General features: G+C 52.9%; 10 protein-coding genes and 1 rRNA gene. 8 read left to right on the plus strand and 3 right to left on the minus strand.

From position 1 onward, the window contains the following. Positions 1 to 74 precede the first annotated feature (74 nt). The 7 genes from uvrA to MFFC18_RS06760 all read left to right on the plus strand — a co-directional run bounded on the left by uvrA (position 75) and on the right by MFFC18_RS06760 (position 15,590). Entirely contained in the window at positions 75 to 7,157 is a 7,083-nt protein-coding gene (gene uvrA, locus MFFC18_RS06730; protein WP_075083178.1) for an excinuclease ABC subunit UvrA, read from the plus strand. Between the two features lie 366 nt (positions 7,158 to 7,523). Beyond that, the gene (locus MFFC18_RS06735; protein WP_075083179.1) at positions 7,524 to 9,914 is read left to right on the plus strand and encodes a CehA/McbA family metallohydrolase; all 2,391 of its coding nucleotides are present in this window, start codon (positions 7,524 to 7,526) and stop codon (positions 9,912 to 9,914) included. A gap of 188 nt (positions 9,915 to 10,102) precedes the next feature. Further along, on the plus strand, positions 10,103 to 11,023 hold the full coding sequence (locus MFFC18_RS06740; protein ID WP_075083180.1) for a DUF1559 domain-containing protein: 921 nt from the start codon (positions 10,103 to 10,105) through the stop codon (positions 11,021 to 11,023). Next, complete coding sequence (locus MFFC18_RS06745; protein WP_075083181.1) at positions 11,007 to 12,362, plus strand: hypothetical protein; 1,356 nt, start codon at positions 11,007 to 11,009, stop codon at positions 12,360 to 12,362. Before MFFC18_RS06740 ends, MFFC18_RS06745 begins: the two co-directional genes overlap by 17 nt. Positions 12,363 to 12,367: 5 nt before the next feature. After that, complete coding sequence (locus tag MFFC18_RS06750) at positions 12,368 to 13,429, plus strand: glycosyltransferase family 8 protein (protein ID WP_075083182.1); 1,062 nt, start codon at positions 12,368 to 12,370, stop codon at positions 13,427 to 13,429. A gap of 2 nt (positions 13,430 to 13,431) precedes the next feature. Further along, on the plus strand, positions 13,432 to 14,355 hold the full coding sequence (locus tag MFFC18_RS06755; RefSeq protein WP_075083183.1) for a hypothetical protein: 924 nt from the start codon (positions 13,432 to 13,434) through the stop codon (positions 14,353 to 14,355). Further along, positions 14,352 to 15,590, plus strand: a complete 1,239-nt coding sequence (locus tag MFFC18_RS06760) for a glycosyltransferase family 2 protein (RefSeq protein ID WP_075083184.1) — start codon at positions 14,352 to 14,354, stop codon at positions 15,588 to 15,590. Before MFFC18_RS06755 ends, MFFC18_RS06760 begins: the two co-directional genes overlap by 4 nt. A gap of 180 nt (positions 15,591 to 15,770) precedes the next feature. Here MFFC18_RS06760 and MFFC18_RS06765 read toward each other — a convergent pair whose 3' ends face one another. Then, positions 15,771 to 18,980, minus strand: coding sequence for a S9 family peptidase (locus MFFC18_RS06765; RefSeq protein WP_075083185.1), 3,210 nt, complete (start codon positions 18,978 to 18,980; stop codon positions 15,771 to 15,773). Between the two features lie 251 nt (positions 18,981 to 19,231). Here MFFC18_RS06765 and MFFC18_RS24845 point away from each other — a divergent pair, with 251 nt between their 5' ends. Beyond that, positions 19,232 to 20,020 (plus strand): GNAT family N-acetyltransferase, encoded by a 789-nt coding sequence (locus tag MFFC18_RS24845; RefSeq protein WP_075083186.1) that lies wholly within the window; start codon positions 19,232 to 19,234, stop codon positions 20,018 to 20,020. A 275-nt stretch (positions 20,021 to 20,295) separates the two neighbouring features. Here MFFC18_RS24845 and MFFC18_RS06770 read toward each other — a convergent pair. Together MFFC18_RS06770 and MFFC18_RS06775 are read right to left on the minus strand one after the other, a co-directional pair. Further along, positions 20,296 to 21,817 (minus strand): 16S ribosomal RNA (locus tag MFFC18_RS06770). Positions 21,818 to 22,558: 741 nt separating this feature from the next. Then, complete coding sequence (locus MFFC18_RS06775; RefSeq protein WP_075083187.1) at positions 22,559 to 26,551, minus strand: protein kinase domain-containing protein; 3,993 nt, start codon at positions 26,549 to 26,551, stop codon at positions 22,559 to 22,561. Positions 26,552 to 26,589 lie beyond the last annotated feature (38 nt).

Here is a 26,589-nt window from a genome sequence, read left to right on the forward strand (position 1 = left end):
AGGGCGGAGAATGTCTCTATAATGTGCGGTTCGCAAAATTCGAACCAACCATTCTGCCAGGAATACGCCGCCGTATGCCAGCTTCCGATATCGTTGTAAAAGGTGCTCGTGAACACAATCTTCAGAATGTTGACCTTGTCCTTCCGCGCAACCAGCTTATTTGCCTGACCGGAGTTTCCGGGAGCGGTAAAAGTTCGTTTGCGTTCGACACCGTTTTCGCAGAAGGACAGCGTCGGTATGTCGAAAGTCTGTCCAGTTTCGCGCGACAGTTCCTCGGCCAAATGTCGAAGCCGGACGTCGACCTGATCTCGGGTTTGAGTCCATCGATTTCGATTGCACAGAAAAGCTCCGGCAACAATCCGCGTTCGACCGTCGGAACGATCACCGAAATCTATGACTTTCTCCGAATTCTCTACGCACGGGTTGGTCAGGGCTTCTGCCCGAAATGTAACACGCCGATCACAGCGCAGTCCAAGGATCAGATCATCGGGAGCATTTTTACGCTTCCTGAAAACACCAGCTATTCGATTTTGGCTCCCGTCGTACGAGCTCAGAAAGGTGAGCACAAAGACCTGTTCGCCGAATTGCTGCGTCGCGGATACTCTCGTGCCCGCGTCGACGGCGAAACCGTTTCGCTCTCGAGTGAAATTAACCTCGACCGCTCCCGTCGCCACAATGTCGAAGTCGTCATCGACCGGTTGGTCGCCAGTCCCGCGATCCGCAGTCGTCTGACCGAGTCCGTCGAAGCTGCGCTCAAGATTGGCAAAGGAACGTTGGTTGTTGAGTTCGCCGACGAGTCTGCGGCACAGTCCGCGCCCGTGAATCCGGATGCGCCCGAAGCGGAATCGACCGGGAAAACGTCGCGACGTAAAAAGAAGACTCGTAACAAGAGCATCAGCGGTTCCGACAGCGATCGCGTTTACTCGGCCGACTACGCTTGTCCCGGCTGCGGTTTGGGTTTCTCGCCTCCGACGCCTCAGATGTTTTCCTTCAACAGCCCGCAAGGCATGTGCCTTGGTTGCGATGGCCTGGGCGATGTGTTCACCTTCGACCGCGATTTGCTGGTTCCCGAACCGCACAAGTCCTTCCAACAGGGCTGTTTCGAATTGCTTGGGAAATGGAAAGACCTCGGTCGTTGGAAACGCCACATCTATCAGGGTGTCGCGGACACCGTGGAACGCGAGTTGAATCTCGAAGCCGGTACGATGCTGGAAACTGCATGGGAAGACCTGACGGAACAGCAGCAGGACATGTGGCTGTACGGTACCGACGACATGCACATCACGTACACCTGGAAAGGTGGCAACTCGCCGATGAAGTACGGCGGGCAGTTTCCAGGAATCGTTTCGGAGCTGGATGAAAAGTACCAACAGCTGACCAGCGCTCCCAAGATTCGCAGCCTTGAAGCGTACATGAACGAGATCAAGTGCGTTGAATGTGGTGGCGCTCGACTCAATCGCCAGTCGCGAAACTTCCGGCTCAAAACGACGCACGAAAGTTTCGCGGACAAACCCGAACTTTCGCTGCCGGATGTTTGCAACCTGTCGATCGCTGAAGTTCGGGCCTTCTTCTCAGGTTTGGATCTGGACGACGTTCGCAACTACGTGGCCACCGAACCGCTCAAGGAGATCCGCAACCGGTTGGGATTCCTGCTCAACGTTGGCCTCGACTATCTGACACTCAATAGGACCGCACCGACGCTTTCTGGTGGCGAAACGCAGCGTATTCGACTGGCCGGACAAATCGGTGCCGGCCTGGTCGGCGTGCTTTATATTCTTGACGAGCCATCGATCGGTCTGCACGCCCGTGACAACGATCGGCTGATCAGCACGCTGGAACACCTTCGCGATCTTGGCAACACCGTCGTCGTGGTCGAACACGATGAAGACACAATGCGAGCGGCCGATTACTTGATCGACTTTGGGCCTGGACCGGGTGTGCGCGGCGGTGAAGTGGTCGTCGAAGGACACCCTTCGGAAATCATCAAGGACAAGAAAAGTCTCACAGCGCAATATCTGTCCGGTCGTTTGGAAATCGAAATTCCGGAACAGCGTCGTCTGACCGACCCGGAAAAGAGCTTGCGGATCACGAACTGCAAGCACAACAATCTGTTGGGCGTCGATGTCGAAATTCCGCTGGGGCGATTTGTCTGCGTCACTGGTGTTTCGGGAAGCGGGAAAAGTTCGTTCGTCAACGGGATTCTGAAAGAAGTTCTCAAGCAGGAACTTAACGGCGGAATCAGCGAAGCCGGTGAGTTCGGTGAGATCATTGGCCTCGAACATCTCGACAAAATGATCGCGATCGATCAGTCTCCGATCGGCCGCACACCACGTTCGAACCCGGGAACTTACGTCAAGCTGTTCGACGAAATTCGCAAGCTCTACACGCAGCTTCCCGAAGCCAAAACTCGCGGCTACAAAGCCGGTCGATTCAGCTTCAATGTTCGTGGCGGTCGTTGCGAAGCCTGTGAAGGCAACGGTTCGAACAAACTTGAGATGGATTTTCTGGCCGACGTTTGGGTCACGTGTCCGATTTGCCAGGGAGCCCGTTTCAATCGCGAAACGCTGCAGGTCCAATACAAAGGCAAGTCCATCGCGGACGTGCTGCAGATGGAGATCGAAGAGGCGTTGCACTTTTTCGAATCCATTCCTGCGATTCACAAAAAGTTGCTGACGCTGCAAGCCGTCGGGCTGGAGTATCTCAAAATCGGGCAACCGTCGCCAACGCTGTCCGGTGGTGAGGCTCAGCGAATCAAGCTGGCTCGCGAACTTGCCAAACGTTCAACCGGCAAGACGCTGTATTTGCTCGACGAACCCACCACTGGTTTGCACTTTGCCGACATTCGTTTGTTGCTTCAGGTCCTGCAGGATTTCGTCGAAGCAGGAAACACGGTGTTGGTCGTTGAGCATAATCTTGACGTGATCAAAACAGCGGACTGGGTCATCGATCTTGGTCCTGAAGGTGGCTCGGGCGGAGGTCAGTTGGTGATCAGTGGAACGCCTGAAGAGGTCGCGGCGTGCCCGGAATCGCATACCGGAAAGGCGATCGCCAAGGCACTTGAACCGCGAGCTGAAATTCCGGCTCCTGAGTCCGGCACGAAATCGATGACGCCGACGCTGGCGACGGAAATCAAAGTCCGTGGTGCGTCACAGCACAATTTGAAGACGCTTGATCTCGATGTTGAGCGAGACAAGATGACCGTGTTCAGCGGTCCGTCTGGCAGCGGGAAAAGCTCGATGGCGATGGACACCATCTACGCCGAAGGCCAGCGTCGCTATGTCGAAAGCCTCAGCTCGTACGCTCGCCAGTTCGTCAACCAGCTGGAAAAACCTCGCGTCGATCAGATCGAAGGACTCTCGCCAGCGATTGCGATCGAACAGAAAACGCTCGGTTCGACTCCCCGATCCACCGTCGGAACTGTCACGGAAGTTTATGACTACCTGCGGATCCTGATGGCTCGTTTGGGCACGCCGTATTGCCCGGATTGCGACAAACCGATTGGAACGCAAACTTCGGACGATATCGTCGACAAAATCCTGGCTTACGACGAAGGAACGCGGCTGTTGCTGATGGCTCCCGTCGCTCCGGAATCGGGACAGAGCTACGAACAGCTGTGGGATGATATTCGCGCCAACGGCTACCAGCGAGTTCGCATCGACAAAGAAACTCACGAAGTCGATTCGCTGCCCGCGCTCAATCCGCGCGGTTCGCACAAAGTCGAAATCGTTGTCGATCGCATCGTCGTCAAAAAAGGATCACGCTCGCGAATCGCGGACAGTATCGAGGCTGCGTTGTCGATCGGCGTCGGCGTCTGTCACGTTGCGGAACCGAACGAAGCCGTTCCGGAAAATTTCTGGAACGTCGTCAAACACTCACAGCATCTGGCCTGCCATTGCTGCGGTCGGTCGTTTGAAACGCTGGGTCCACACAACTTCTCCTTCAACAGCCAGCTTGGTTGGTGCACCGATTGCGAAGGTATTGGAACGCAAACTGGAGCCGATCCGAAAGTCATCATCGATGATCCGGAACTTTCAATCAAAGCCGGTGCGATTACGATTTGGCCTTCTTTGAAATCAAAAATGTCGGCCGGCATGCTGAAGGCCTGGACGACAGGAACCGGGATTCCGGACAACAAACCGTTCAACCAGTTGGACGCACGTCAACGACGGATGGTGTTCTTTGGAACGGGCGATCGTTGGTTTGAAGTCAAAGACAAAGAGGGCAACGTTCAGTTTTCGTTCCAGTTCAAAGGTCTCTATCCGACGATGGAAGAAGCCTCGCGGCGTTCGGCCACGCTTCGCACGCGTCTGCAGTCGTTGATCGGAGAAGTCGAATGTGGTGCATGCGGCGGAAGTCGATTGCGAGAAGACGCTGCCGCGGTTCGGTTCCGGGATTTGACGATCGACGGAATCTGCCGTTTGCCGATGGGCGAAATGGTCAAGACGCTCAAGAAATGGAAACTCGATAAACGCGAGAAGAAAATCGCGGGCGAACTAATTCGAGAAATCTCCAGTCGCATTTCGTTCCTGATCGACGTCGGATTGAGCTACCTCACGCTGAACCGAACGGCAGGTTCGCTGTCCAACGGCGAAGCCCAGCGAATCCGGCTTGCCAGCCAGCTGGGAAGCGGGCTGTGCGGCGTGCTGTACGTGCTCGACGAGCCCACGATTGGGTTGCATCCGCGAGACAATACCCGGTTGTTGGCGGCGCTTCATCGCCTGCGAGATCTTGGCAATACGCTAATCGTCGTGGAGCACGATCGCGAAGTCATCGAAAGCAGCGACTCGATCTGCGACTTCGGTCCCAAATCCGGTGTGCACGGCGGCGAGATCGTCGCGCACGGTCCGCCTGCTGAAATCGCCAGGAAAGGCCTGGGAACTACGGGGCCCTACCTCGGTGGCAAAGATGGAATTCCGATTCCGACCAACCGACGCCCTGCCCTTTCTCTCGACGCACCGCCGGTTGGGAAAAAGAAGAAAGCGACGAAGAAGAAAGCTCCCAAAAAGAAGATGATCGATGCTTCGTCGGAGGAAAGTCTGGCCATGACGCTGGACGTTGTCGGCGCCCGACACAACAACCTCAAAGACATCGAAGTCAAGTTTCCGCTGGAAGCCCTGACCGTCGTCACGGGACCATCGGGATGTGGCAAAAGTTCGCTGGTCAATGAGATTCTGTACAAGGCTCTTGCTCGCCGTTTGCACCGGTCGTCGCAAACGCCTGGACAGTTCAAAGGCATCCGCGGCCTGGAGGCGATCAATAAAGTTATTCGCGTCGACCAAACGCCGCTTGGCAACTCGCCGTCTTCAAACCCGGCGACTTATACCGGAGTGTTTGAGCAAATTCGTGAACTGTTTGCCAACTTGCCTGACTCGAAAGTTCGTGGCTATACGGCGCGTCGATTCAGCTTCAACGTTCCCGGCGGACGCTGTGAAGAGTGTACCGGCCAGGGAATGTACTGCATCGAAATGCACTTCCTGCCGGACGTCTGGATTCCATGCGAGACCTGTAAAGGGCAACGCTACAACGAAGAAACGTTGTCCGTGAAATTCAACGGTAAATCGATCGCGGACGTGCTGAACATGCCTTGCGGCGAAGCACTCCAACTGTTCCGCAAGATTCCCAAGATTCGTCGCACGTTGAAAACGCTTTGCGATGTCGGACTTGATTATGTAACCCTCGGCCAGAGCGCGCCAACGCTCTCCGGCGGTGAAGCTCAACGTGTGAAACTTTCGGCGGAACTCGCGCGTCCCGACACCGGACGAACGTTGTATTTGCTGGATGAGCCCACAACCGGTTTGCACTTTGAGGATCTCAAGAAACTGATCGAAGTCATCCAACGGTTGGTCGATGTCGGCAACACGGTCGTTGTCATCGAGCACAATCTTGACTTGATTAAGTGCGCTGACTGGGTGATCGATATGGGCCCTGAAGCCGGTTCCGCAGGCGGCGAAGTCGTCATCGCTGGTACGCCGGAAATGGTCGTCGAGTACGCCGAACAGGCCAAAGCTTTGGCAGAAGCCGACGCCAAGCCAAAGCCAGTCAAGAAGAAATCGAAAGCTTCACCAGCGAAGAAGAAAACGACCAAAAAGGCTGCTCCGATGCCACGCAGTTGGACCGGAGAAGCACTGGCTCCGACGCTTGCCGAAGGTCCGTTCTTTAAACGCGAAAAATACGATCCGGCGGCAGACGATGAGTGGCTTGAAGGCGATATGGATATCGACGAAGTCGGCGACGCCGTGCAGATGCCGTGGGAAACTGACGGGCGAACCTGGCACACCAGCGGACGGGTCGGTCGCAACGGAGAGATTATCAACTGGAACGGAAAAATTCTGGACGAGATCGTCGACCGAATCGAAAATTGTGAAGGCTTCAGCGATACCAGTTGGAATGAGCGTGCGACGGTTGAGATTTTCGGCGAAGTCAAAAAGAACGGCTGGTTCTTCAACGCTCTGACGGGCGACCCGTGGTTCGTGAAGCTCAAGTTCCGCGTTCGTCCGCGAACGTTCAAGCAGGAAGAGCTTCAGGACCGTATTCCGTTGCCGTCGCCAAACCAGATGGACCACTTGCCGGTTTACGGAAACTCGCCTCGCGTCCAGGTGAACAACACACGCGGCGGATGGCAAGAAGTCGAAATCAAAGCCCACTCGTGGGAAGAAATCGACATCCCTGAATTCTGGAAGTTTATCGACGAGTGTATCCAGAGTTTCACGGAGAAAGTTGAAAGTGTCGATACCGATATCAGTGAGCAAACTCCCTGGGCGAAGCTTGGTGAGAAATGGCACTTTATGAAAAAGGGTTTTACTGCCGGTGACATTAGTTGGGACATGAAAGTTCTGGAGACACTTCGTGATCTGCTACTTGAGGCGGCTCCGGAAGGTGAATTTCAGTGGACCAACGAGCAGGTTGTGCACTTCCGTTTGCCAGATAGTCAGGAACCATGGGCCAGTATTCAGACCAAGAAAGCAGAAGCCCTTACGTTACAGTTGGCGAATTCGGATGAGAACATGACGTTAGGGCGAGTCGCCGATCTGGCCGACGATCCGGAAGTCAGCACCGACGGAGACCGCCAGGTGGTTAGGCTTTCGTTCCGGGAAGTCAAGCAACTTAAAAATTCAAAATTCAGAGAATTTCTTGAGGAACATTTGCAGGGAGCGTGATCAAGAATCGATGCTGTCTGTCCGATAAGAACACAGGTTAATGTTTGCAAACAGGCAACGGTAACCTAAAATATAAACTCATCTGGCAACTACGGCTGAGGGACCAATTTTTGGGTTAACCGGAGTCACCAAAGGCTAGTGCTCAGCACGTCTGACTTCCGTTTTTCTCCCAGCGACTCCCATCGCTACGACCGCCGGATGAAATTTTTGCCGCATCGCAATTGCTTTGCGGTTTTTTTATGCGCCGATCCAACGGAAACCAGAACCATCGCATCCGCAATTTCAGCAGCGCGTTGTACATTCGCGCGAACCAGGGCTAAATTCATGGCTTGAAACGACCACCATTGAATCGAACCGGTTTTCGAAATGAAACTCAAACTCGCGTTGCTGTTCTCGCTACTGTCGGGACTGTGTTTTCTGCAACCAGCACCCTGCCACGCGGTGCAACTTGTCGACGGTGTCGATAAACAACCGCTCGTTGCCGCGACCAAGCGAATGATGGTTGCACTCGAAGCCGCCGGATCGCCGTTGTCAGTAGAAGCAACTGCGGCGCTTGAGAAAGCGTTCCGTAAACCCGGCGCCGAATCGGTTGCCGGGATCCAGAAAGTACTCGACCCGCTTTGCCTTGCGCACGTCGAAATCAACGCAGAGAGCCGAGTCAAAGTTCGGGTTGGCGAATGCAAAAAAGAACTGATGCAAAACGGATGGCGGGCCTTTCTGGTCAAAGTCCACAATATGGCCAGGATCAATCCGCTGTTGGTCGTCGAAAGCCCCAACGCGGCACCGGTTTATCAGCAAGGCAAATGGCCTCGGGAGCGTCCGCGCTCCGATGAAAAACTGGTCGATCAGGATGAAGTTCTCGATCGATTTTTGACCATTTCGATGCTCGACCGTCCTCCGCTGCAGCGAAAACTTTCCGGGCTGGAGCTCGAGTATCGCGTGCTGTTGCTGTACAGTCGCGACGCCGGTCAGCGAGAGGCTTCGTTATCGTTTCACATCGGCGCCGGCACAAAAGACATTGGCTTTCGCAGCGCCATGCCGGTTCTGTTTGACTGTCAGCGAGCCGTAGAAGTCAAACTCAACGTGCGGGATTTCGACAACAAACCAACGACGGCTTCGTTTGTCATCGTCGACGAACAGGGTCGCGTTTATCCGCACCAAAGCCGTCGGCTGGCGCCGGACTTCTTCTTTCACCGCCAGGTTTATCGTAGTGACGGCGAATCCGTTTGGCTTCCACCAGGCAAGTATTCATTTACGGTGTCACGCGGCCCCGAATATTTGCCGCTTGAGTTCAAGGAAACGATTGCCGATGCCAAATCGCATGAGTTGTCGATTCGACTTGAACGCTGGACGCATCTCGCGAAACGCAATTGGTTTTCTGGCGATCACCATATCCATGCGGCAGGCTGTTCACACTACGACAGCCCGACCGAAGGCGTCGGTCCCGAAGCCATGATGCGTCACGTGCGTGGAGAAGATCTCAACATTGGCAACGTGCTAAGTTGGGGGCCGTGCTGGTACACCCAGAAACAGTACTTCAATGGCGACGTTTCCAAACTGTCGACGCCCGAAAACATTCTGCGCTACGACGTCGAAGTCAGCGGCTTTCCATCGTCGCACTGCGGGCATCTTTGTCTGCTTAAGCTGGCCGAAGACGACTATCCCGATGCCGAAAACCTTGAAGACTGGCCAAGCTGGACGTTGCCGGTATTGAAGTGGGGCAAAGAGCAAGGCGGCATTGTCGGATACAGCCACAGCGGTTGGGGAATCGCGACACCGGATATCATGCCCGACGGATCACGCGGATTTCCGGAGGCACGTTGGGGCGGAGCGCCAGATGATTGGCGAGGCAAGCCATCGGAACTGTTGCCGGATTACGCGATGCCGCGTTTCGATGGAATTGGAGCCAACGAATACGTCGTGACCGCCGCGCACAATGTTTGCGATTTCATCTCAGCCGTCGATACGCCGGCGTTCTGGGAATTGAACATCTGGTATCACACGCTCAACTGTGGCATGACAACTCGCATCAGCGGTGAGACAGACTTTCCCTGCATCTACGATGACAAAGTTGGGCTCGGTCGCGTGTACGTAAAGTTTCCTGACGACACGCCGCTGAACTACAACACCTGGGTGGAAGGTTTGCGTGACGGGCGGAGTTACGTGTCCGATGGGCTGAGCCATATCGTTGACTTCAAAATCAATGGGCTTGGCGTTGGCGAGAAAGTCAACGATTCTTCAGCGAACAGTCGGATTGACCTGAAAGAACCGTCAACGGTGAAACTCAGCTTCGATGCAACGGCGATGCTTCCCCAATGGACGACGGAAGAAACTGAAGCCATCCGTGAACGGCGGCTTGATGAGAAACCGTATTGGCACATTGAGCGTTGCCGAATCGGATTGACCCGCACAGTGCCGGTTGAGATTGTCGTCAACGGTGAAGTCGTCAAAACTGAAATGCTGGTTGCTGATGGAAAATTCAACACGTTTGAAACGGAACTCAAAATCGAAAAATCATCCTGGGTTGCTGTTCGAATTCTTCCGTCGAGTCACACCAATCCGATCTTTGTCCACGTCGATGGGCAACCGATTCGGGCAAATTCAAAAAGTGCCCAATGGTGTATCGACGCTGTTGGCGTTTGTTGGGATGCGAAGAAACATCAGATTCGCGAATCCGAGCAGGAGGCTGCAAAGAAGGCTTACGACCAGGCCGCTGACGTGTATCGGAAGATTCTTTCCGAGTGCGTTGGAGACTGAGGGGCGGGACTTTAACATTTTTGTAACTGTCCAACTTATGGTCAAAACGGCGCCAGGTTACGCTTTCCTGCACATTTGCGGGTCCAGACGAGTGCTATTTCTTGTTGACTCTCCATCGCGGAGTTAACCTGTACATGTCCGGAAATACAGATGTCCCCGGAGCCCAAGACACTTTTGACTGCACACGAATGAATCGCAAACAGGGATTTACGCTCGTCGAGCTGTTGGTCGTTATCTCGATCATCGGAGTGCTTGTCAGTATGCTGTTGCCGGCTGTGCAAAGTGTGCGCGAAGCGGCTCGTCGAACCGAATGTCTCAACAACCTCAAGCAGATGGGGTTGGCGATCCATTCTTACGAAGGCGCGCATAAACAGATACCGCCATCGCGGCCGGCTGACGGATTTTTGACTTGGCCAACGTTGCTGCTGCCGTTCATGGAGCAGAAGAATCTTTGCAACGAGTTTGATATGCAAGCGCCTTACGCGATGCAGGATCCGAATGTGGTCAATCGTGGCGCCGCGGTCATGATTTGCCCAAGCCGTCGATCGTCCGTTGAGATCAGCAACTCCGAAAGTCATGACTGGCCTGTCGGCGTCGTTGGAGACTATGCCGGAAACGCCGGATCCCATGTGCACTTTCTCGATTTCGGATGGACGCTGTTCAGCGGCGATGCGGACGGCGTCTTCAACTCCGGACTGGCCAAAGACAACCCTGTCGTCGACGGACGGTTGGTCGGACCGATCAAAGGACGCTATACGTTTACTTCTGTTTCGGACGGGTTGTCTAATACGATTTTCGTTGGCGAAAAACATCTCGATCCAAAACATCTTCGCGAACCTGATGGTTGGGCCGATGGCTGCATTTACAACGGCGACCAGCCGGCGACGTTCACTCGCATTGGCGGAATCCTATTGCAGATGGCACGCTCTGCGGACGCTGGTTTTCCTCCCGGTGAACAACCTGTTTGGGGTTCGGCTCATCCGGGCACATCAAATTTCGTGCTCGGCGACGGCAGCGTGCATTCCTATGATGTCGACATGGACGGTGAAGTTCTTTTTCGATTGTGCTCGCGAAATGACGGATTGAGTGTCAATGGCGACCAGCGCTAGGGCCGGTAAAGTCGTGCGGCGGACCGTCTACTTCGTTGGCACAGAATCCGAGGTTGCTCATCATGCTGCACCGCTGATGGACGTGGATTCGTTTGGCACGCAGGTCATCGATCCGGCCGAAGTGGTTGATGCAGCGAACGATGGCGATATCGCAATCTTCTTTTCAGAGCACTTCGATCGTTTTCGCAACGCCGTTGTTGAACTGAAAGCGAAACGCGTTGCGACGATCTATCTGGTGGACGGGATTCTTGAATGGCGCAATGCTTGGCAAAATCGGGACGACGAACCTGCCTGTCCCTTCACCATGAGGCCTGTCCTTTGCGATAAAGTCGTCGCGATCGGACCATCGCAGGCTCGCGTGCTTTCCGGTTGGGGCAACGCGGGAAAGATCGAAGTTGTCGGAATTCCGAGGCTCGACCAAAGGACCAGACAATGGCGAGAATCAACCGGATACCAACCGGCTGTCGACAATTCGCGATTTCGTATCCTCGTTTCAACCGCGAAAACGCCGGGATTCACGGATGAACAAATCGAGACCACGGTTCGTAGTTTGTCAGACTTGAAACAGTATTTTGAAGCAACGACTTCCGTTTTCGGTCGCCAGATCGAAGTTGAATGGCGATTGACGGCAGGGTTGGATCAACGAATCGATGTCGCCAATCGACTTTCCAATCTCAACGGTACGGAATTGCATGCAGCCATCGAACGCTGCGATGCAGTCGTTACAGCGCCATCGACCTCCATGCTGGAAGCAATGTTGCAGCACAAGCCAACCGCACTTCTGGATTACCATCTCTGTCCACAATACGTTCCCGCCGCGTGGAACATTCGTTCGAGCCAATCGATTGGCGTTGTCATTGAACAGCTTGCAAACCCGTCGGCTGCGAGACTTCAGTTTCAAAACGGAGTTCTTGGCGACGCTCTTCAAGTTTGCGAATCGGCCACCGATCGGCTGGTTCAATTGATACATTCGATGTTCGCCGAAACGGACAGGCAAAATGATACGACTAAATCGTTTGAATTTACTTCCAGTTTGTTGCCGAACGCTGTTTGGGCGTCAGAGTTAGGCGGAGCGCATTGCAAAATGGATTTCGCCTCCGTCTTTGCCAACTACAACGAATTCACGGATGATTGTGACGTACCGGAACTTCAAGCTCAGTTGGCTCACGCGAGACGCGAAATCGAGCACTTGCATCGTATCGAAGACGGGCTCAGAGCGGAACTTGCGGAAGCTCATTCGATCTTCGAGTCGATTCACCAGCACCCAATTGCCGGACCCATCGTAAGGATCCGGGAACGGTTTATTCAGTTTATGAATCGCAACAGAAAAGCAACCTGATTCAGATGCTTACCATCCATCCAGCCACAACCGATCGGATCGCGAAATCGGCCTCAACCGCCGACCCAATCGTGTTGTGCGCTGCCGATGAAAACTATGTAAAGCCGTTGACTGTGATGCTGCATTCCGCAGCTGTATCTCTGAAGCCGGGGCGGCATCTCCATGTCGTGTTGTTCGATGGTGGAATCGAAGAAAGCAGCCTCGCCGCCGTGCGTGAATCGCTGATCGATTATCCAGTCACGATTGATCTGCTGCGACCTGATTTGTCAAAAGTAAGTGACTTGATGACGTCGCATCACATCACGCACACAGCTTATTTGCGACTGATGGCCGCTCGGCTGTTGCCTGGTTCGATCGAAAAAGTCATCTATCTCGATTCCGATGTTCTCGTTCGTGATGACCTGACCGAGATGTGGGAGATGGAACTGGGAGACAACTACTGTCTGGCGGCCACCGATATTGCTTGTCCTTTTATCGATGCCCGCGAAGTTTCCGACGCCGATCTGCAGTCGTCCAAGCCTTACCTTGCAGCGATCTCGCCGGTTGCGAATTGGAAAGATCTTGGAATCGACGGCAGCGCGAATTATTTCAACAGCGGCGTGATGGTGCTGAATCTGAAAAAATGGCGTGAGGAAAATGTTGAGCAGCGGCTGTTCGATTGCTTGCGCAAGAATTCAAAATTCGTTTGGTGTTGGGACCAGTACGCGCTGAACGTGGTGTTCGCCGGACGGTGGGGAAAACTTCCGCTTCGCTGGAATCAGGGAGCCCACGTCTACGAGTATCCAGGTTCCGAGCAAAGTCCCGTCGATCACGAAGGGTTCGAGGCGATGCGCGACCGCCCGGCGATTATTCACTACACAACCGAGTGGAAGCCTTGGGACTATGAGTCTTCCCATCCTTTAAAAGAGACGTACTACAACGAACTCGATCAAACCGCGTGGAAAGGTTGGCGCCCGGAAGATCCAGGGTTCAATTTTGGCAAATGGTGGGACCGAAAGGCTGTTGGCGTGATTCGTGCGTGGATCATCAATTGGCGAAAGCTCAAACTGCTTTTCTCGATGGTGTAGTCGTGATCGAGAAAACAGCAAACTCAAAATTGAACTCCGAAACGTCGCTACGAGCAGCGCTTTGCCATGCTCCGGTGACGATCTTTGCGTTGCCCAAGGCATTCGTTGGAGATGCAAATCAGATTCAGAAGAACGCGTTCCGCTCCTGGTCTCAGCTGAGTCCTGCCGTTGATGTTCTGTTGTTCGGTGACGAAGATGGAATCGCGGAATTTGCCGCAGAACACGAGATTGCTCATGTAGCCCAGATTGAACGCAACGAAAACGGAACGCCGTTGGTCGGATCTGCATTCTCGATGGCTCATGCGGTTTCAACGTCGCCCATTCTGGTTTATTGCAATTCAGACGTCATTCTGGATCGCAGTTTTACAGACGCGATGGAAGCGCTTGCGAATCAGGATCAGTTTGAGCATTGGTTGGCGATCGGGCAACGGTTGGACGTTCCAATTGACCGGGAATTGGATTTTGAGAATGATTCACAGAGGCAGTGGCTTCGGCGGCGCTGCGATTCGCACGGAACGAAATCGTCGCACGTATGCAAAGAATACTTTGCGTTCCCGCGAAATATGTTCCAGGCTGTTCCGCCATTCGCAGTCGGTCGCGGCAATTGGGACAACTGGATGGTTGCCAGCGTCAAGCCAGACGGCGCCCCGGTCATCGATCTTTCGCGGCAAGTCAAAGCAGTTCACCAAACCCACGACTACACGCACATGAAGGCCAGCCGCATGAAGTGTTACGTTAGCGGTGAAGAAGCCCGCGAGAACGAGCGACTTGCCGGCGGGCGAAACTTGATCTCTGGTTCTACTTGTACTCATCGCCTCGGACCCGACGGCATCCAGAAAATTGGGCTCCTGCGTGCCGGTTTGGATTTTCTTGGCGACGTTCCGCGGTTTGCGAAACTGATGACGCAGTTGCTGTTGAGCCGATGATTGCCTGTTTTTTCATCACGATCAGTGCTCTGATTCAACTGCTACTGACAGTCTGGTATCGCAATCAAATGCGACAACGACCGAGGCCAACGCTGCTGCCTGCCGAAGAACAGCACTCAACCTGGATCGTGTTTGGCGTCCGCGGAGCTGATCCGACTTTGGCTGACGCAGTCCGTTCCCTGTTGAATCAGAACTTTCGCGAATACAAAATCTGTGTTGTCGTCGATAGCCAATTGGATCCTGCGAATTCCATTTTGCAAAGCGTCGCCAACGAATCACGATTGCTGATTCGACATCTTCAAAACCCGTTGTCGACCTGTACGCTGAAATGTAGTGCGATCGCGGAAGGAGTAGAACGTGTCTTGGAAGTTGATCCGGACGTGAAATATTTTGTGATGGTGGATGCCGATTCCGATCCGCCACCGAACATGATCGCGACTTTGACCGGAGCCTTGTACTCGAATCCGCAAGCGGGACTCGCCAGTGGAAATCAATGGTTCGAGCCCAAAGCTCCTTCCTCGGTTGGTTCGATGGTTCGAAGTATGTGGTACGCGGGAGCCCTTTTCTTCTCAATGCTTTTTCAAAACCCATGGGCCGGTGCGTACGCAATGCGAGCCTCTGACATTCGCGAGACCGGGTTGATCAGCGTTTGGCGAAAGTCGGCCGTTGACGATGGGCCGCTCAAACAACTCTTGGCGAAACAGAACCTGAGCTGTTTGTCGCTGCCTTCGATGGTGATGGTGAATCGCGAATCCTGCACATTAGGTTTTGTGACGCGATGGATGTCGAGGATACTAACCTGGTCCAGAATTCACGAACCCGGGTTCTGGCTCACAGCAATACAAATGACGTTTGCGTCGTCATTGATCGTCGCAATCTTCTCAACGTTGGGCTGGGCGATCTGGGCCGGCGACGTTTCGATGGTGCTATGGACAACGCTTTCGATCGTCGCCAGCGGAATCATGTCCGTCCTGGCCTGGACCACGATTCGGCGCAGCGTGATCGAGACTTCAGATTCTGCGATTGGGCTCGAACCAATCGGAGTTCCACGATTCGTGGGAGCTCTGTTGGTGGTCGCAGTGGCACAAGCGGTTTACGCGATCGCTTGCATTCGGGCGATCGTTGCGAGGAAAATTACGTGGCGCGGCGTCACCTATTTGATTCAGGGTCGCAGTCTTCGTTTGGACCAGTACGTGCCATTCGAAGGCGAAGGCGAGTCCAAGCATTCGATCTAGCCAGGCACTGTTTGGCCGCGTTGACGACATGAAAATCAACCTGTCAAACAGTGCCTGGTTGATCAGCAAAATCAGAGGCGTTCGCAAAGTATCGACATGAGTGCGAAACGCGAGCGAATAAACTTTGTCATTCACTCGCCCACAGTTTCGTTCGATAAACTCCAGAACGATCGAACCGATTTAGTCCTCTGAGTTCGCTTCCTCCGAATTCTCTTCTGAAGATTCGACTTCGGGTTCGAGCAACTCCAACCCGAATTCTTTTCCCTTCTTGACGGCTGGAACTCCGAACGCCATCCATTCAGGCTCAGGGGCATCCATCAGATGGTGATCGAAGAACTGCTGCATTCGGATCGCGAAATCGCGACGGTTTTTGTCGCCCATTACCCAGTGCGGGTTGCCGTTGTAGTTCAGCATCCAAGCCGGTTTTTCCAAACGACGCAATGCAACGAAAAGCTCAATTCCTTGATACCACGGAACAGCTCCGTCCTGATCATTGTGCAGAATCAATAGCGGTGTATTAATTTTATCCGCGTAGAAAACGGGAGAGTTTCGAATGTACTTTTCGCGTGCCGACCAAAGGTCTTCACCAATTCGGCTTTGCGTTCGCTCGTATTGGAACATCCGGCTCATGCCGCTGCTCCAGCGAATGCCACCGTACGCGCTGGTCATATTGGAAACCGGAGCTCCCGATTCGGCACAGGCGAACATGTCGGTTTGCGTAACCAGATAGGCCGTTTGATAGCCGCCCCAACTGTGTCCTTGCATGCCGACTTTCGATTCATCGACAAAGCCTTGCTCGATCAAATGTTCGACGCCAGGCAGGATCGCATTGGCTGCGCTTTGGCCTGGCTCGCCGGTCGTGTATGGAATATCCGGAATGAAAACCACATATCCGCGGCTGGTGTAGAAGCTGAAGTTAATGATCGAACGTCCTGCCGCCGGTGAGTAGTAGCGATGCAGGTTGTCCGAATTCCGCTCGTAAAAGTAAACCATCAGCGGATATTTCTTTGCCGGATCAAAACCGTCTGGCTTGTAGAGTATCCCATCCAGTTCGTCGCCATCGGCGCTATCCCATTTGACCAGCTCAGCCGTTCCCCATGAATAGTCTTCCTGTTGCGGATTCATATCACTAAGGCGATGAATCTTTTTGAAACTCATATCGCTGTGCCACAAATCAGGGCTCATGCGGAAGGTGCTGCGAGTGAAAATGACTCGATCGGCATCTTTCGCTTTGCTCAATCCACTGACATTCTCTTCCAGCATGATCAACTTTGTCAGCGGTGAAGACTCTTGTTCGTCTTCTTCATCAATTTCCAGTTTCAATTGAGAATAGCCACTGGCTTTGGTTTCGGTGTTGAACGAACTGAGCATCATCGGCTGTTCAGGATCGATGAAACGCTGCTCGCGATCGAGTCTCACATAGCGGTAGCGGATTTCATTCTTCCGACCTTCCCCGTCGGTGATGCATACGGGCTTTTCTTCGCCAGTCGGATCGAGTTTCCAGATATCGTAGCGATCGTAGACAAGTAGACCTTCGTCATCGTTCAGCCAACCTGCCGATCCGTACGATCGAGCGAGGCTTGGCGTGTCGTGAAGTTCATCAAACAGTGGATACTTTATGCCTTTACTGATTTGAGTCGGTTTGCCGTCGAGGTCCGATGTCGATTTCGCAAACCAAGCCTGTTCTTCGCCGTCAAACCAGGTGATGTACTTCCCCGTTGGTGACATGGAAGCGAACCATTTGACTTTCTGAAGAATTTGATCGTGCTCGCCGGTGTCGAGATTGACCAGGTAGGCGTCGCTGAATCCTGGTACATCCCAAGACATCATTTTTTGGTAAGGCAGATTTGTATTTGCTAACGCGAGTTTGGATTTGCTTCTGACGTCGATCGAAATGTTGGGGATTTCCAGAGTCGCCAACTGCACGATTTTTTTCGACTTCAGAATCCACGCGGCCCGATAGTCTCTTCTGCGTTCTCGATCTGCCTGAAGAATTTGCTGCGGTTGAAGCTGTGGATCCTGCCAATGCCAGACATCCAATTTCACGGTATCTTCGTCTTCTTCTTTCTTGTCCGTTTTTCGCTCCTTCAAGACTTGGTCGGGAATCGGAGCTGTGTCGAAATAGAGACGCTTTCCGTCTTCCGAGAATTGCTGAGACGAACCCGAAGCAACCCACCATCCATCCGGAATGCCTGATTCGCCTTCATGAGCAATTTTTTTCGCGACTTTCGATCGCGATTTCCAATGGTAGAGCGACCAGGAAGGTGTTTCTGATTCGTAGTCGTCTTTGTCTGAGAGAAACGCGAGTTGCGAACCGTCTTCGTTGAAAGCAAATCTCTTGTAGTTCCCGAGTCCTTCAGCGATCTTTGTTTTCTTCAGCGTATCGAGTTCAATCAAGTAAACGCCGTCGAGTTCGTCTGGGTTTGCTTCGACTTCTGAATCTGATTCCTTCTCGCCTTTGCTGGATTTTTCATTCTTGTTCGAGGCTGATTTTTCTTTCTTCTTGCCAGTTTCAGCCGAAGTTGCGAACGCGAACGAATCGCCAAACTTGCTAAATCTGAACGACGTCACATTGGGAAACGTGCGTTGGACTCCCGTAGACAGGTTCACAAGTGCGAGTTGCGTCCCCAGTTTCTTGTCTTTCTTTTCTGTCGCATCTGTTTTGGACTTGGAGCCTTCCTTGGAAGTTTCTTTTTCGCCTTTCCCAGAACTCTTGTTCTTCGATTCCTTGGATGACTTTTTCTTCGACTTTGTTTCTTCTTGTTTTTCCGTCGATGGATTTGAAGGACGCTTCTTCAGTTTCCATGGTTTTGCGGGACGTTTAAGTCCTTTCTCGGTTACCTCGTAGGTTTCTTTGACAGACGCCTTTTGCGTTTTCAATTGATCGCGGGCATCAGGTTTCTCCAGCAGGCAGGCGACCCAGTCGCCATTTTCTTCAGGTGTTTGAAAAGATTTTACATTCTCAATCGTCGTCAGATCGCCCGACTCGAGGTTCAGGACTTGAAAGACCGCTTTGGGGAGTTCAGAAGGCTTGGCTTTTTCTTTGCGAAGCTTCTTCAGCTGCTTTTTCGAAGGCGTGATTCGGTAAAGAGCGAACTTGCTATCTGGCGTAAACCTGGCACCGGATCCGCGCTCGACGACATATTGCTTGTCCGAAACCAGGCTGCGGAATGTAATCGTTGCTTCGCCGTCGCTCGCACCGTTTTGGACTCCGAACATCGCCCAATTGCCATCGTGGGAAACGGTCGATCGCGACATCGTACTCCAACGGTCGTAGTCAGTATGCTCTAGCTGTTTTTTGGATAGGTCTTGCTGGGCATTGAGCTGCATCGCGAACAAAAGAGACAATATGCCAACGTAAAAAGCGATCGATTTGAATTTTTGAATCATTCGGAGCCAGAGAATAGGAACTGGAATAAGTACTACCTACAGGATAGTTCCTGAAGCTGCCTTGGTGAACGCTCCAGACTCAGACAGCGCACGAATTCAGATTTATCTCCGCAACCGTCATCATTCGACGACTTGAACCGTTTCAAATCCTACAAAGCAGATATCCAATCCAATGTTGCGTGCGGAAAAGTTCAGTTCCCGCATGTGTGCAACGTATGTTTTGAGAACTCCATTCTGCCAAGTCGGATGCCATGAAACGAATTCGCTCAAAAATTGAGAAGGCTCGATCCCAAGGATTGTTTCGAACGCTGGAAGTTCAATTCAATCGATTCGTGCCTCCGTGGATCTTTCGATACTCGAAAGGCGATATCTACGATCTGAGTATTCAGAAACTGAAATCATTGGGCGCGAAAACTCGACCCGACGACAGACTAATCGTGAGGTGCCTCGGCCCGGACTCCGATGAAAACGCGAGGACCGCGTTGCGAAAATTCACATGGAACTCGGTTCCGATTAAAACAACTTGCAACGACATTGGCTATGCCGTCTATGACGCAGATGATCCAGGTAAGTTGTTGGCAGGACTTTGGGCGGCTCCCGAAAGTTTTTTGGAGAACAATCTGGGAGTCAGGTTCGAGTTCACAAAGGAACAGGCTTGGCTGTATTGCGCTTTCGTTCACGCGGATGCACGGGGCCGCGGTGTATACAAGCGATTAATCTCTTTTGCTGCGGCCGATTTGGAGGGGCGTGGATTTTCCCAGTTGTTGGGTATCGTTCAGCCTTGGAATCGAATTTCTAGAATGATGCACGAAAAGCAAAGCCGCGGAATAGTTGGGCGGATGGCGGCGGTGCGAATTGGATCACTGATTTGGGTTTCGAGTATTGGAAACGTAATCGTTGACCGGAGCTTGATTACCAACCCAGAAGATCGACCGGCAACAGTAAGAGTGGGACGGGATTGTTGGCGTGAGGTTGGGGCAAAGCCGGGGAATATTTTGGGGGATTGGATTGGTAGAGCGCGGGTCGCGAAACCTTTTTGATCAAGTGTTTCGGGATTCGAGTACCAAGCAGCCAATACGTTGAAATTTGCAAAGCCTGCTGAAAAGGTACCGCGCATGCAAAAACCCGCTGTCGGATCTGGCTAGACCAACAGCGGGTTATGCTATCAATATGGTAGTCACTGATTTAACAGTTAGACCTCACGAGTCAATGATTCACTCAGCAAGCTGTGCGTATCCGACTTAAGCAACAAGATCATGCCCACGGATATGTCGTTATGCCATTCGAAACGAATGACCGACAAAATTATCCTTAGAAAGGAGGTGATCCAGCCGCAGGTTCCCCTACGGCTACCTTGTTACGACTTAGTCCCAATCATCGAGTTGACCTTCGGCGCTATCTTCTGCAAGCAGTTAGAATCGCGACTTCGGGCCCCCCCAACTTTCGTGGCTTGACGGGCGGTGTGTACAAGGCTCAGGAACACATTCACCGCGGTATGCTGACCCGCGATTACTAGCGATTCCGGCTTCAAGCAGGCGAATTTCAGCCTGCTATCCGAACTGGGCACTACTTTATGCGGTTAGCTTACTCTCGCGAGTTCGCAACGCTTTGTATAGTGCATTGTAGGACGTGTGCAGCCCTAGGCATAAAGGCCATGAGGACTTGACGTCATCCCCACCTTCCTCCGGTTTAACACCGGCAGTCTCACTAGAGTCCCCGACATTACTCGCTGGCAACTAGTGATAAGGGTTTCGCTCGTTAAGGGACTTAACCCGACATCTCACGACACGAGCTGACGACAGCCATGCAGCACCTACGTAAGGGTTCCCCGAAAGGCACTTCCTGCTTTCACAGACGTTCCCAAACATGTTAAGCCTAGGTAAGGTTCTTCGCGTAGCCTCGAATTAAGCCACATCCTCCACCGCTTGTGTGAGCCCCCGTCAATTCCTTTGAGTTTCAGCCTTGCGACCATACTCCCCAGGCGCTGTACTTAACACTTTCGCTACGTCCGAGAAGATGTGGGGGTCCCCACGGACTAGTACAGATCGTTTACAGCTAGGACTACCGGGGTATCTAATCCCGTTCGCTCCCCTAGCTTTCGTGCCTCAGCGTCAGAAAAGTCCCAGTATGCCGCTTTCGCCACCGGTGTTCCTGATGATATCAACACATTTCACCGCTCCACCATCAGTTCCGCATACCTCTGACTTCCTCAAGATTTGTGGTTTCAAACGCAATTCCACGGTTGAGCCGTGGGCTTTCACATCTGACCTACAAATCCGCCTACGCACCCTTTAAGCCCAGTGATTCCGAATAACGTTTGCACAGTTCGTATTACCGCGGCTGCTGGCACGAACTTAGCCTGTGCTTCCTCCTAGGATCGGTCAAAATTTCCTAACCTACGACAGATGTTTACAACCCGAGGGCCTTCATCCATCACGCGGCGTCGCTCCGTCAGACTTTCGTCCATTGCGGAAGATTCTCGACTGCAGCCACCCGTAGGTGTCTGGACAGTGTCTCAGTTCCAGTGAGACGGGCCATGCTCTCACACCCGCTAACCATCTTCGCCTTGGTAGGCCGTTACCCCACCAACAAGCTAATAGTAAGCAGACCGCTCCGAGGGCAATAAATCTTTGGTTCGGAAACATTATCCGGTATTACCTGCAGTTTCCCGCAGCTATCCCGGACCCTCGGGTACGTAATCTACTCGTTACTCTCCCTTTCGCCGCTGTCCACTTTTAAAATCAACCGAAGTATCTTTTAAAAGCTTCTCGCTCGACTTGCATGCCTAATCCACGCCGCTAACGTTCATTCTGAGCCAGGATCAAACCCTTCAATTATATGCTTGCTACAAAACACTTCCGAAGAAGGTTTGTAGACGACTAACAATGTTAGTTCGAACAACAGTGGCAAGCCAAAGTTGCTCTAGCCAAATTGAGTCAGTTCAGAAACCGAAGTTCCTGCTGACGCACCTCATCGGTGCTCTGTTTGACCGGGCCTGGTAGCTGGAATAAATTGCTACCAAGCTTGGTTCACATGATCTTGTGCTTATTAATAACTCAGAGCTTTCGCTCTGGAATTTACAAGAGGTCTCTACCAAATTGTCAAAGAACAAAGTGTTACCAGAAGGCAACACAAACGACTCTCAGAAGAAAGTCGCCCTTGATGGTTTCCCATCAAGTGGACCGCAATTCTATGGCTGGGTCTTCAACTGTCAACGGCAAAATTTAGTAAACTGTGAAGTTTTCTAAACTGCCTCGACAAGAGCAATTGATCGACTCGCCCGAAGGCAAACTTGACTCGATCTGAGCACTTTTTGAAGACCGCCATGTCGCGGTGACTCTCGCCATCGCTCATTGCAGGGGCGTGAATATAGAAGACTTCGGATCGACGTCAAGGTTCACCGTCGATGTTTCTGAATAAAAAACGAAATAAGGCTCCGGTCCGGTTTTTCAAAGCCTTTTACTGAGCCAGTATCCGTCAGAGTCGGCGCCCTCTGGATATTTTTACAGACTTGAATTGCGTCGATGCGAAGGCTGGTCGTCGCTGGTATCGAATTTGAAACGGGTTGAAGTTCCAATTCAATTTTCTTCAATGGCACTTGATGGACCTGCCGTTGTAAACCTTTTCTTCCAGATGCGGTTCGCAAGATTGCCGACTTCGAACAGGTGGTTCTCGTCAGCGAGGATCCTGTTGGTCGCGGAGACGAAGTCGTTTTGGGGTATTCGAGGGTCACGCTGCGTGAGCCGGTGGAGTACTTCAAAAACATTCGCCGATTCCGACAACGTGTGCGTCGCGGAGAGATTCCAGATTCGGGCAACGCCGTCCTGAGAAACGGAACCTATTTGTTGGCCGGTCGGACTGAAATATGCGAACAGGACGTTGTCTGGGTGAACCATCGCCGGAGCGAGCAGTCGGTCTTCGTCTAGCTGCCAGAGCAATAGAAACCCGCGCTTTCCACTTTCCTTCCCGGCGCAGACTGCGACTCGTTGTAGTGTTGTATCGATATCGAAGTAGTTGTGATCGGTCGCTATCGGATGAACGAGTTGGTTCGTTTTAACGAACGAGTCGGAGCGTTTTTCCCACAGGATTGTCCGGCCTGAAAAGTCACTGGTGACGATTTTTGATTCTGTGGGGAATTCTACGTGAGCGGCATCCGAGTTAATGTCGAGCAACTGGAGTTTCTCCCCCGTTTGAACATTCCACACGCAAACGCTCCCATTCTGGTGGCTGGAGACAAGCCGTTCTCCGTTCGGGCTAAACGAGTAGTCGAGTACGATTCCGGGCTGTTTGAAGGGGCCATACTTCGCGACGCCGGATTCGGCATCCCAGCATCGGATTGATCCGTCTGGACTGGGCCTCGCAGGGTTCGATCCAGCTTCCAATCCGTCATGGCTGGAACTGGCGATGAACTTGCCAGAGGGATCGAACCTGACGGTTCCAACATTGCTTTCGTGCGATATCGTGAAAACTGGCTTGGGGACTTGCTGTAGGTTTGCCGAGATTTTCCAGCAGTAGATCGTGCCGTCTCCGCAACCTGTGATAAGCCGTTTATTGTCAGGGCTGAAGGCAAGGCATGTGACGGCGGCCGGGTGCGGCAGAGATTTACCAAATGGAATACCTGACTCCGCATCCCAAACCATGGCTTGGTTGTCGAGGCTTGCCGTCGCGAAAAGTTGTCCGTCAGAGCTGATTGCGCAGCGTCTGATCGAGTCCTCTTGCTTCATTTCTGCCCCAATGCGCTCACCGGTTCGGCAGTCCCAGATCATCGCAAGGCCGTTGTCTCCGGCGGTGTAAAAGCGTTTTCCGTCGGGTGAGAATCGAATCTCGGAGACCCGCTCTTCGTGGGGAATTTCAATATATTCAGGAACGCCTGCCGCCAGATTCCAGATTTGCACGACGCCGTTGCCTTCAATCGCGATGCGATTTCCGGCTATGTCGAAAACCATCCGAGGCGAGACGTCGTGGTTGGGGACGCGGGATACGACCTCGGTCAGGTCGATGCGATCAAGAAACCGAATGGATCCGTCGTTCTCTGCAACCGCGAGCACTTTCCCGTTACGGCTGTGGGCAACCTTTTTTGAGTCAAAATCGAACTTCCGCGGCACGCCGACCTGTTCTGCTTTCAAATAATCCCACGTCTGAACCGTATCGCTGTCGACGATGAGAGTAACCTGAGCGTCGTCGGCTTGGATGCATTGAGTCACGGAAGCAACTGGAGGCTCAATCGTTTTGCCAATTTGCTCGCCCGAAACCGTGTCCCGGATACTAACCCTTTTTGCCTGGCTGACCGACACAATCCGTTTTCCGGAGGCCGTGAGGCTCAGTTTGGCTGGGAAGGGAAGCTCTTGGGACCATGCGACAGCGCCCGATTCGATATTCGTTGAGCTAAGTTCGCAGACGCTGCGGTTCGTCGTCGGTTCGAAGAAATCTCCCTGAGTTTGAACAATCAGGGTTTTCGCATCGTCGATGAAAATGGCGTCTTTGATTGCCTCCCACTGGTCAAATTCGCGAACGAGGCTTGCGTCCTGAACATTCCAGATTTGCGCCACGCCGTCTCCACCGGTAAACAGAAATTTACCTTCTGAGTCAGTGACTAGCACCGGAGCCGGGTCCTGATGAGTGATTTCTTTGACCAGCCGATTGTTCTCCACGTCCCAGATTTGCACGGTGCTGCGGGAGGTGCGAAAAGCAATCGAGCTGCCTGACAGCAGGAATTTTATGTCGAAAACCGGATAGGGTTCGTCCATTTTTTGCCTGAAGACGACTTCTCGAGTCGCGAGGTTGACGACTTGGACTTCTCCCTCGACCGTCCCAATGGCCAGCAACCTGTCATCTTTCTCGAACACGATCGCGCTCACTTTTGAGTCGGCCGGAAAGGCACCCTGTAACGCCGGAATCCGGTCAAAAAGCATTCGGACTCGCTCACGATCGCTTTCACGATCCACGATTTCCAGCGATTTTGAGTACCAGTGTCCTGCCTCGATCAATCGGTTTTCGTCAAACGCCTGGTGAGCTTTCTGCTGATAGATCTGGTGCAGCCGCGCTTCACTTTGCTTTTTTTGTTCGATTGCTTCGCCCGCGTTCGCATCGGCAATTGATCGCAGCGACGCTTCGCGGATCGCTTTATACTGGGCGTATAGGAAACCAGTCATCAAAAGTCCCGCGACGGAAACACAAAGCGTCGCCACCACAGGGTTCCTTCGGCACCATTTCCACAGCTTTGCGGCAGCACTGACGGGACGTGAACGGATGGGCTGGTCCGAAGACCATCTTCGCAGCTCATCCGACAGCTCTTTGGCAGACTGGAATCTGGCCTCTGGCGACTTGGAGATCGCTTTGAGCGTGATCGTTTCGAGATCGCGAGGAATGTTGTCGTTGAGTTTTCGCGGGCCGCGAGGTTCTTCGTGGATAACCTGATGCAACAGCATCCGCCGCGTTCCGGAAAACGGAAGCTCTCTCGTGATCAGCTTGTACAGCACTACACCTAACGCATAGATATCGCTTCTGGCGTCGACTTTATCGTGCATACCGGCCGCCTGTTCGGGAGGCATATAAGCGGGCGTTCCAAGGATCATCCCGTCAACGGTCATGGTAATTTCTGCGTCGTCGCGCCGGGCCAACCCAAAATCAGCAACAAACGCCTGTTTCTGGTGGTCAACAAGCAAGTTGCCAGGTTTGAGATCTCTGTGGATGACGCCATTTTCGTGCGCGTAGTTCACCGCGTCACAGATCTGAATCATGAGATTCGCGATTTCTTTGAACGTCAGCAGCCCGTTGCTCGCGAGGTCGCCAAGTGTAATGCCGTCGATGAACTTGCTGACGATGAACGGATTCTTGGCGTCTTGGGAAACTTCGTAGACCGGGACAATGTTCGGGTGGTGAAGTTTGGCCGCGCTCTGGGCCTCGCGAAGGAATCGCTGTTCTTCGCCAGCGGTCTGAAAATAGCCCACTCGCGGCGCTTTGATCGCGACTTCACGCCGAAGTTGAGGGTCGTGCGCGAGAAATACCGCTCCGAAAGATCCTTCTCCAAGCAGCCTTATGACTTGGAACCGTCCGATCAAGGCCGGAATGTTCTGCAAATCGGTAGCCGTGGCCTCGTTGTCGACCGTCACGTTGCTGCCGCAACTGTTGCAAGTGACCTCCGCCTTGGCACCCTCTACCAATTGCACGACGTTGCCGCAGTGCGGGCAGCCGATTCGTTTCGCTTTCTGGCGATAGACGATTCGTTCGTGCGGATTCAGAAACGTGCTTTGCTCTGAATCGTCAGCAAGTCGACCGTCCTCTGCGTCGCCCGACGTAGCTTGTGAGCCAGATCCATTCGCAGATTCGGATCCGTTCTTGGGGTCGGATCCGTTCTTGGAGTCGGAAGTCGCAATTCGAAAAACCGCCTCAATGATTTTAAGGCGACTTTCCAGTTGCGGTGCGAGTTCAGGATGTGAGTCGACGAGATTCTGATATCCCTCCGCTTCACCAGTCTTGAGTTGAACCAGAAACGCGTCACAAATCTCTTCGATTTGCGCGAATGATTCCTCGGACAAGTCCTCGTTCTCGTTAGGTTCGTCAGCACTCATGACGCCTGCCAAAGTTCGTTGTCTTGAACAAACTGCTC

It is taken from the genome of Mariniblastus fucicola, from assembly GCF_008087665.1.
GTDB lineage: Bacteria > Planctomycetota > Planctomycetia > Pirellulales > Pirellulaceae > Mariniblastus > Mariniblastus fucicola.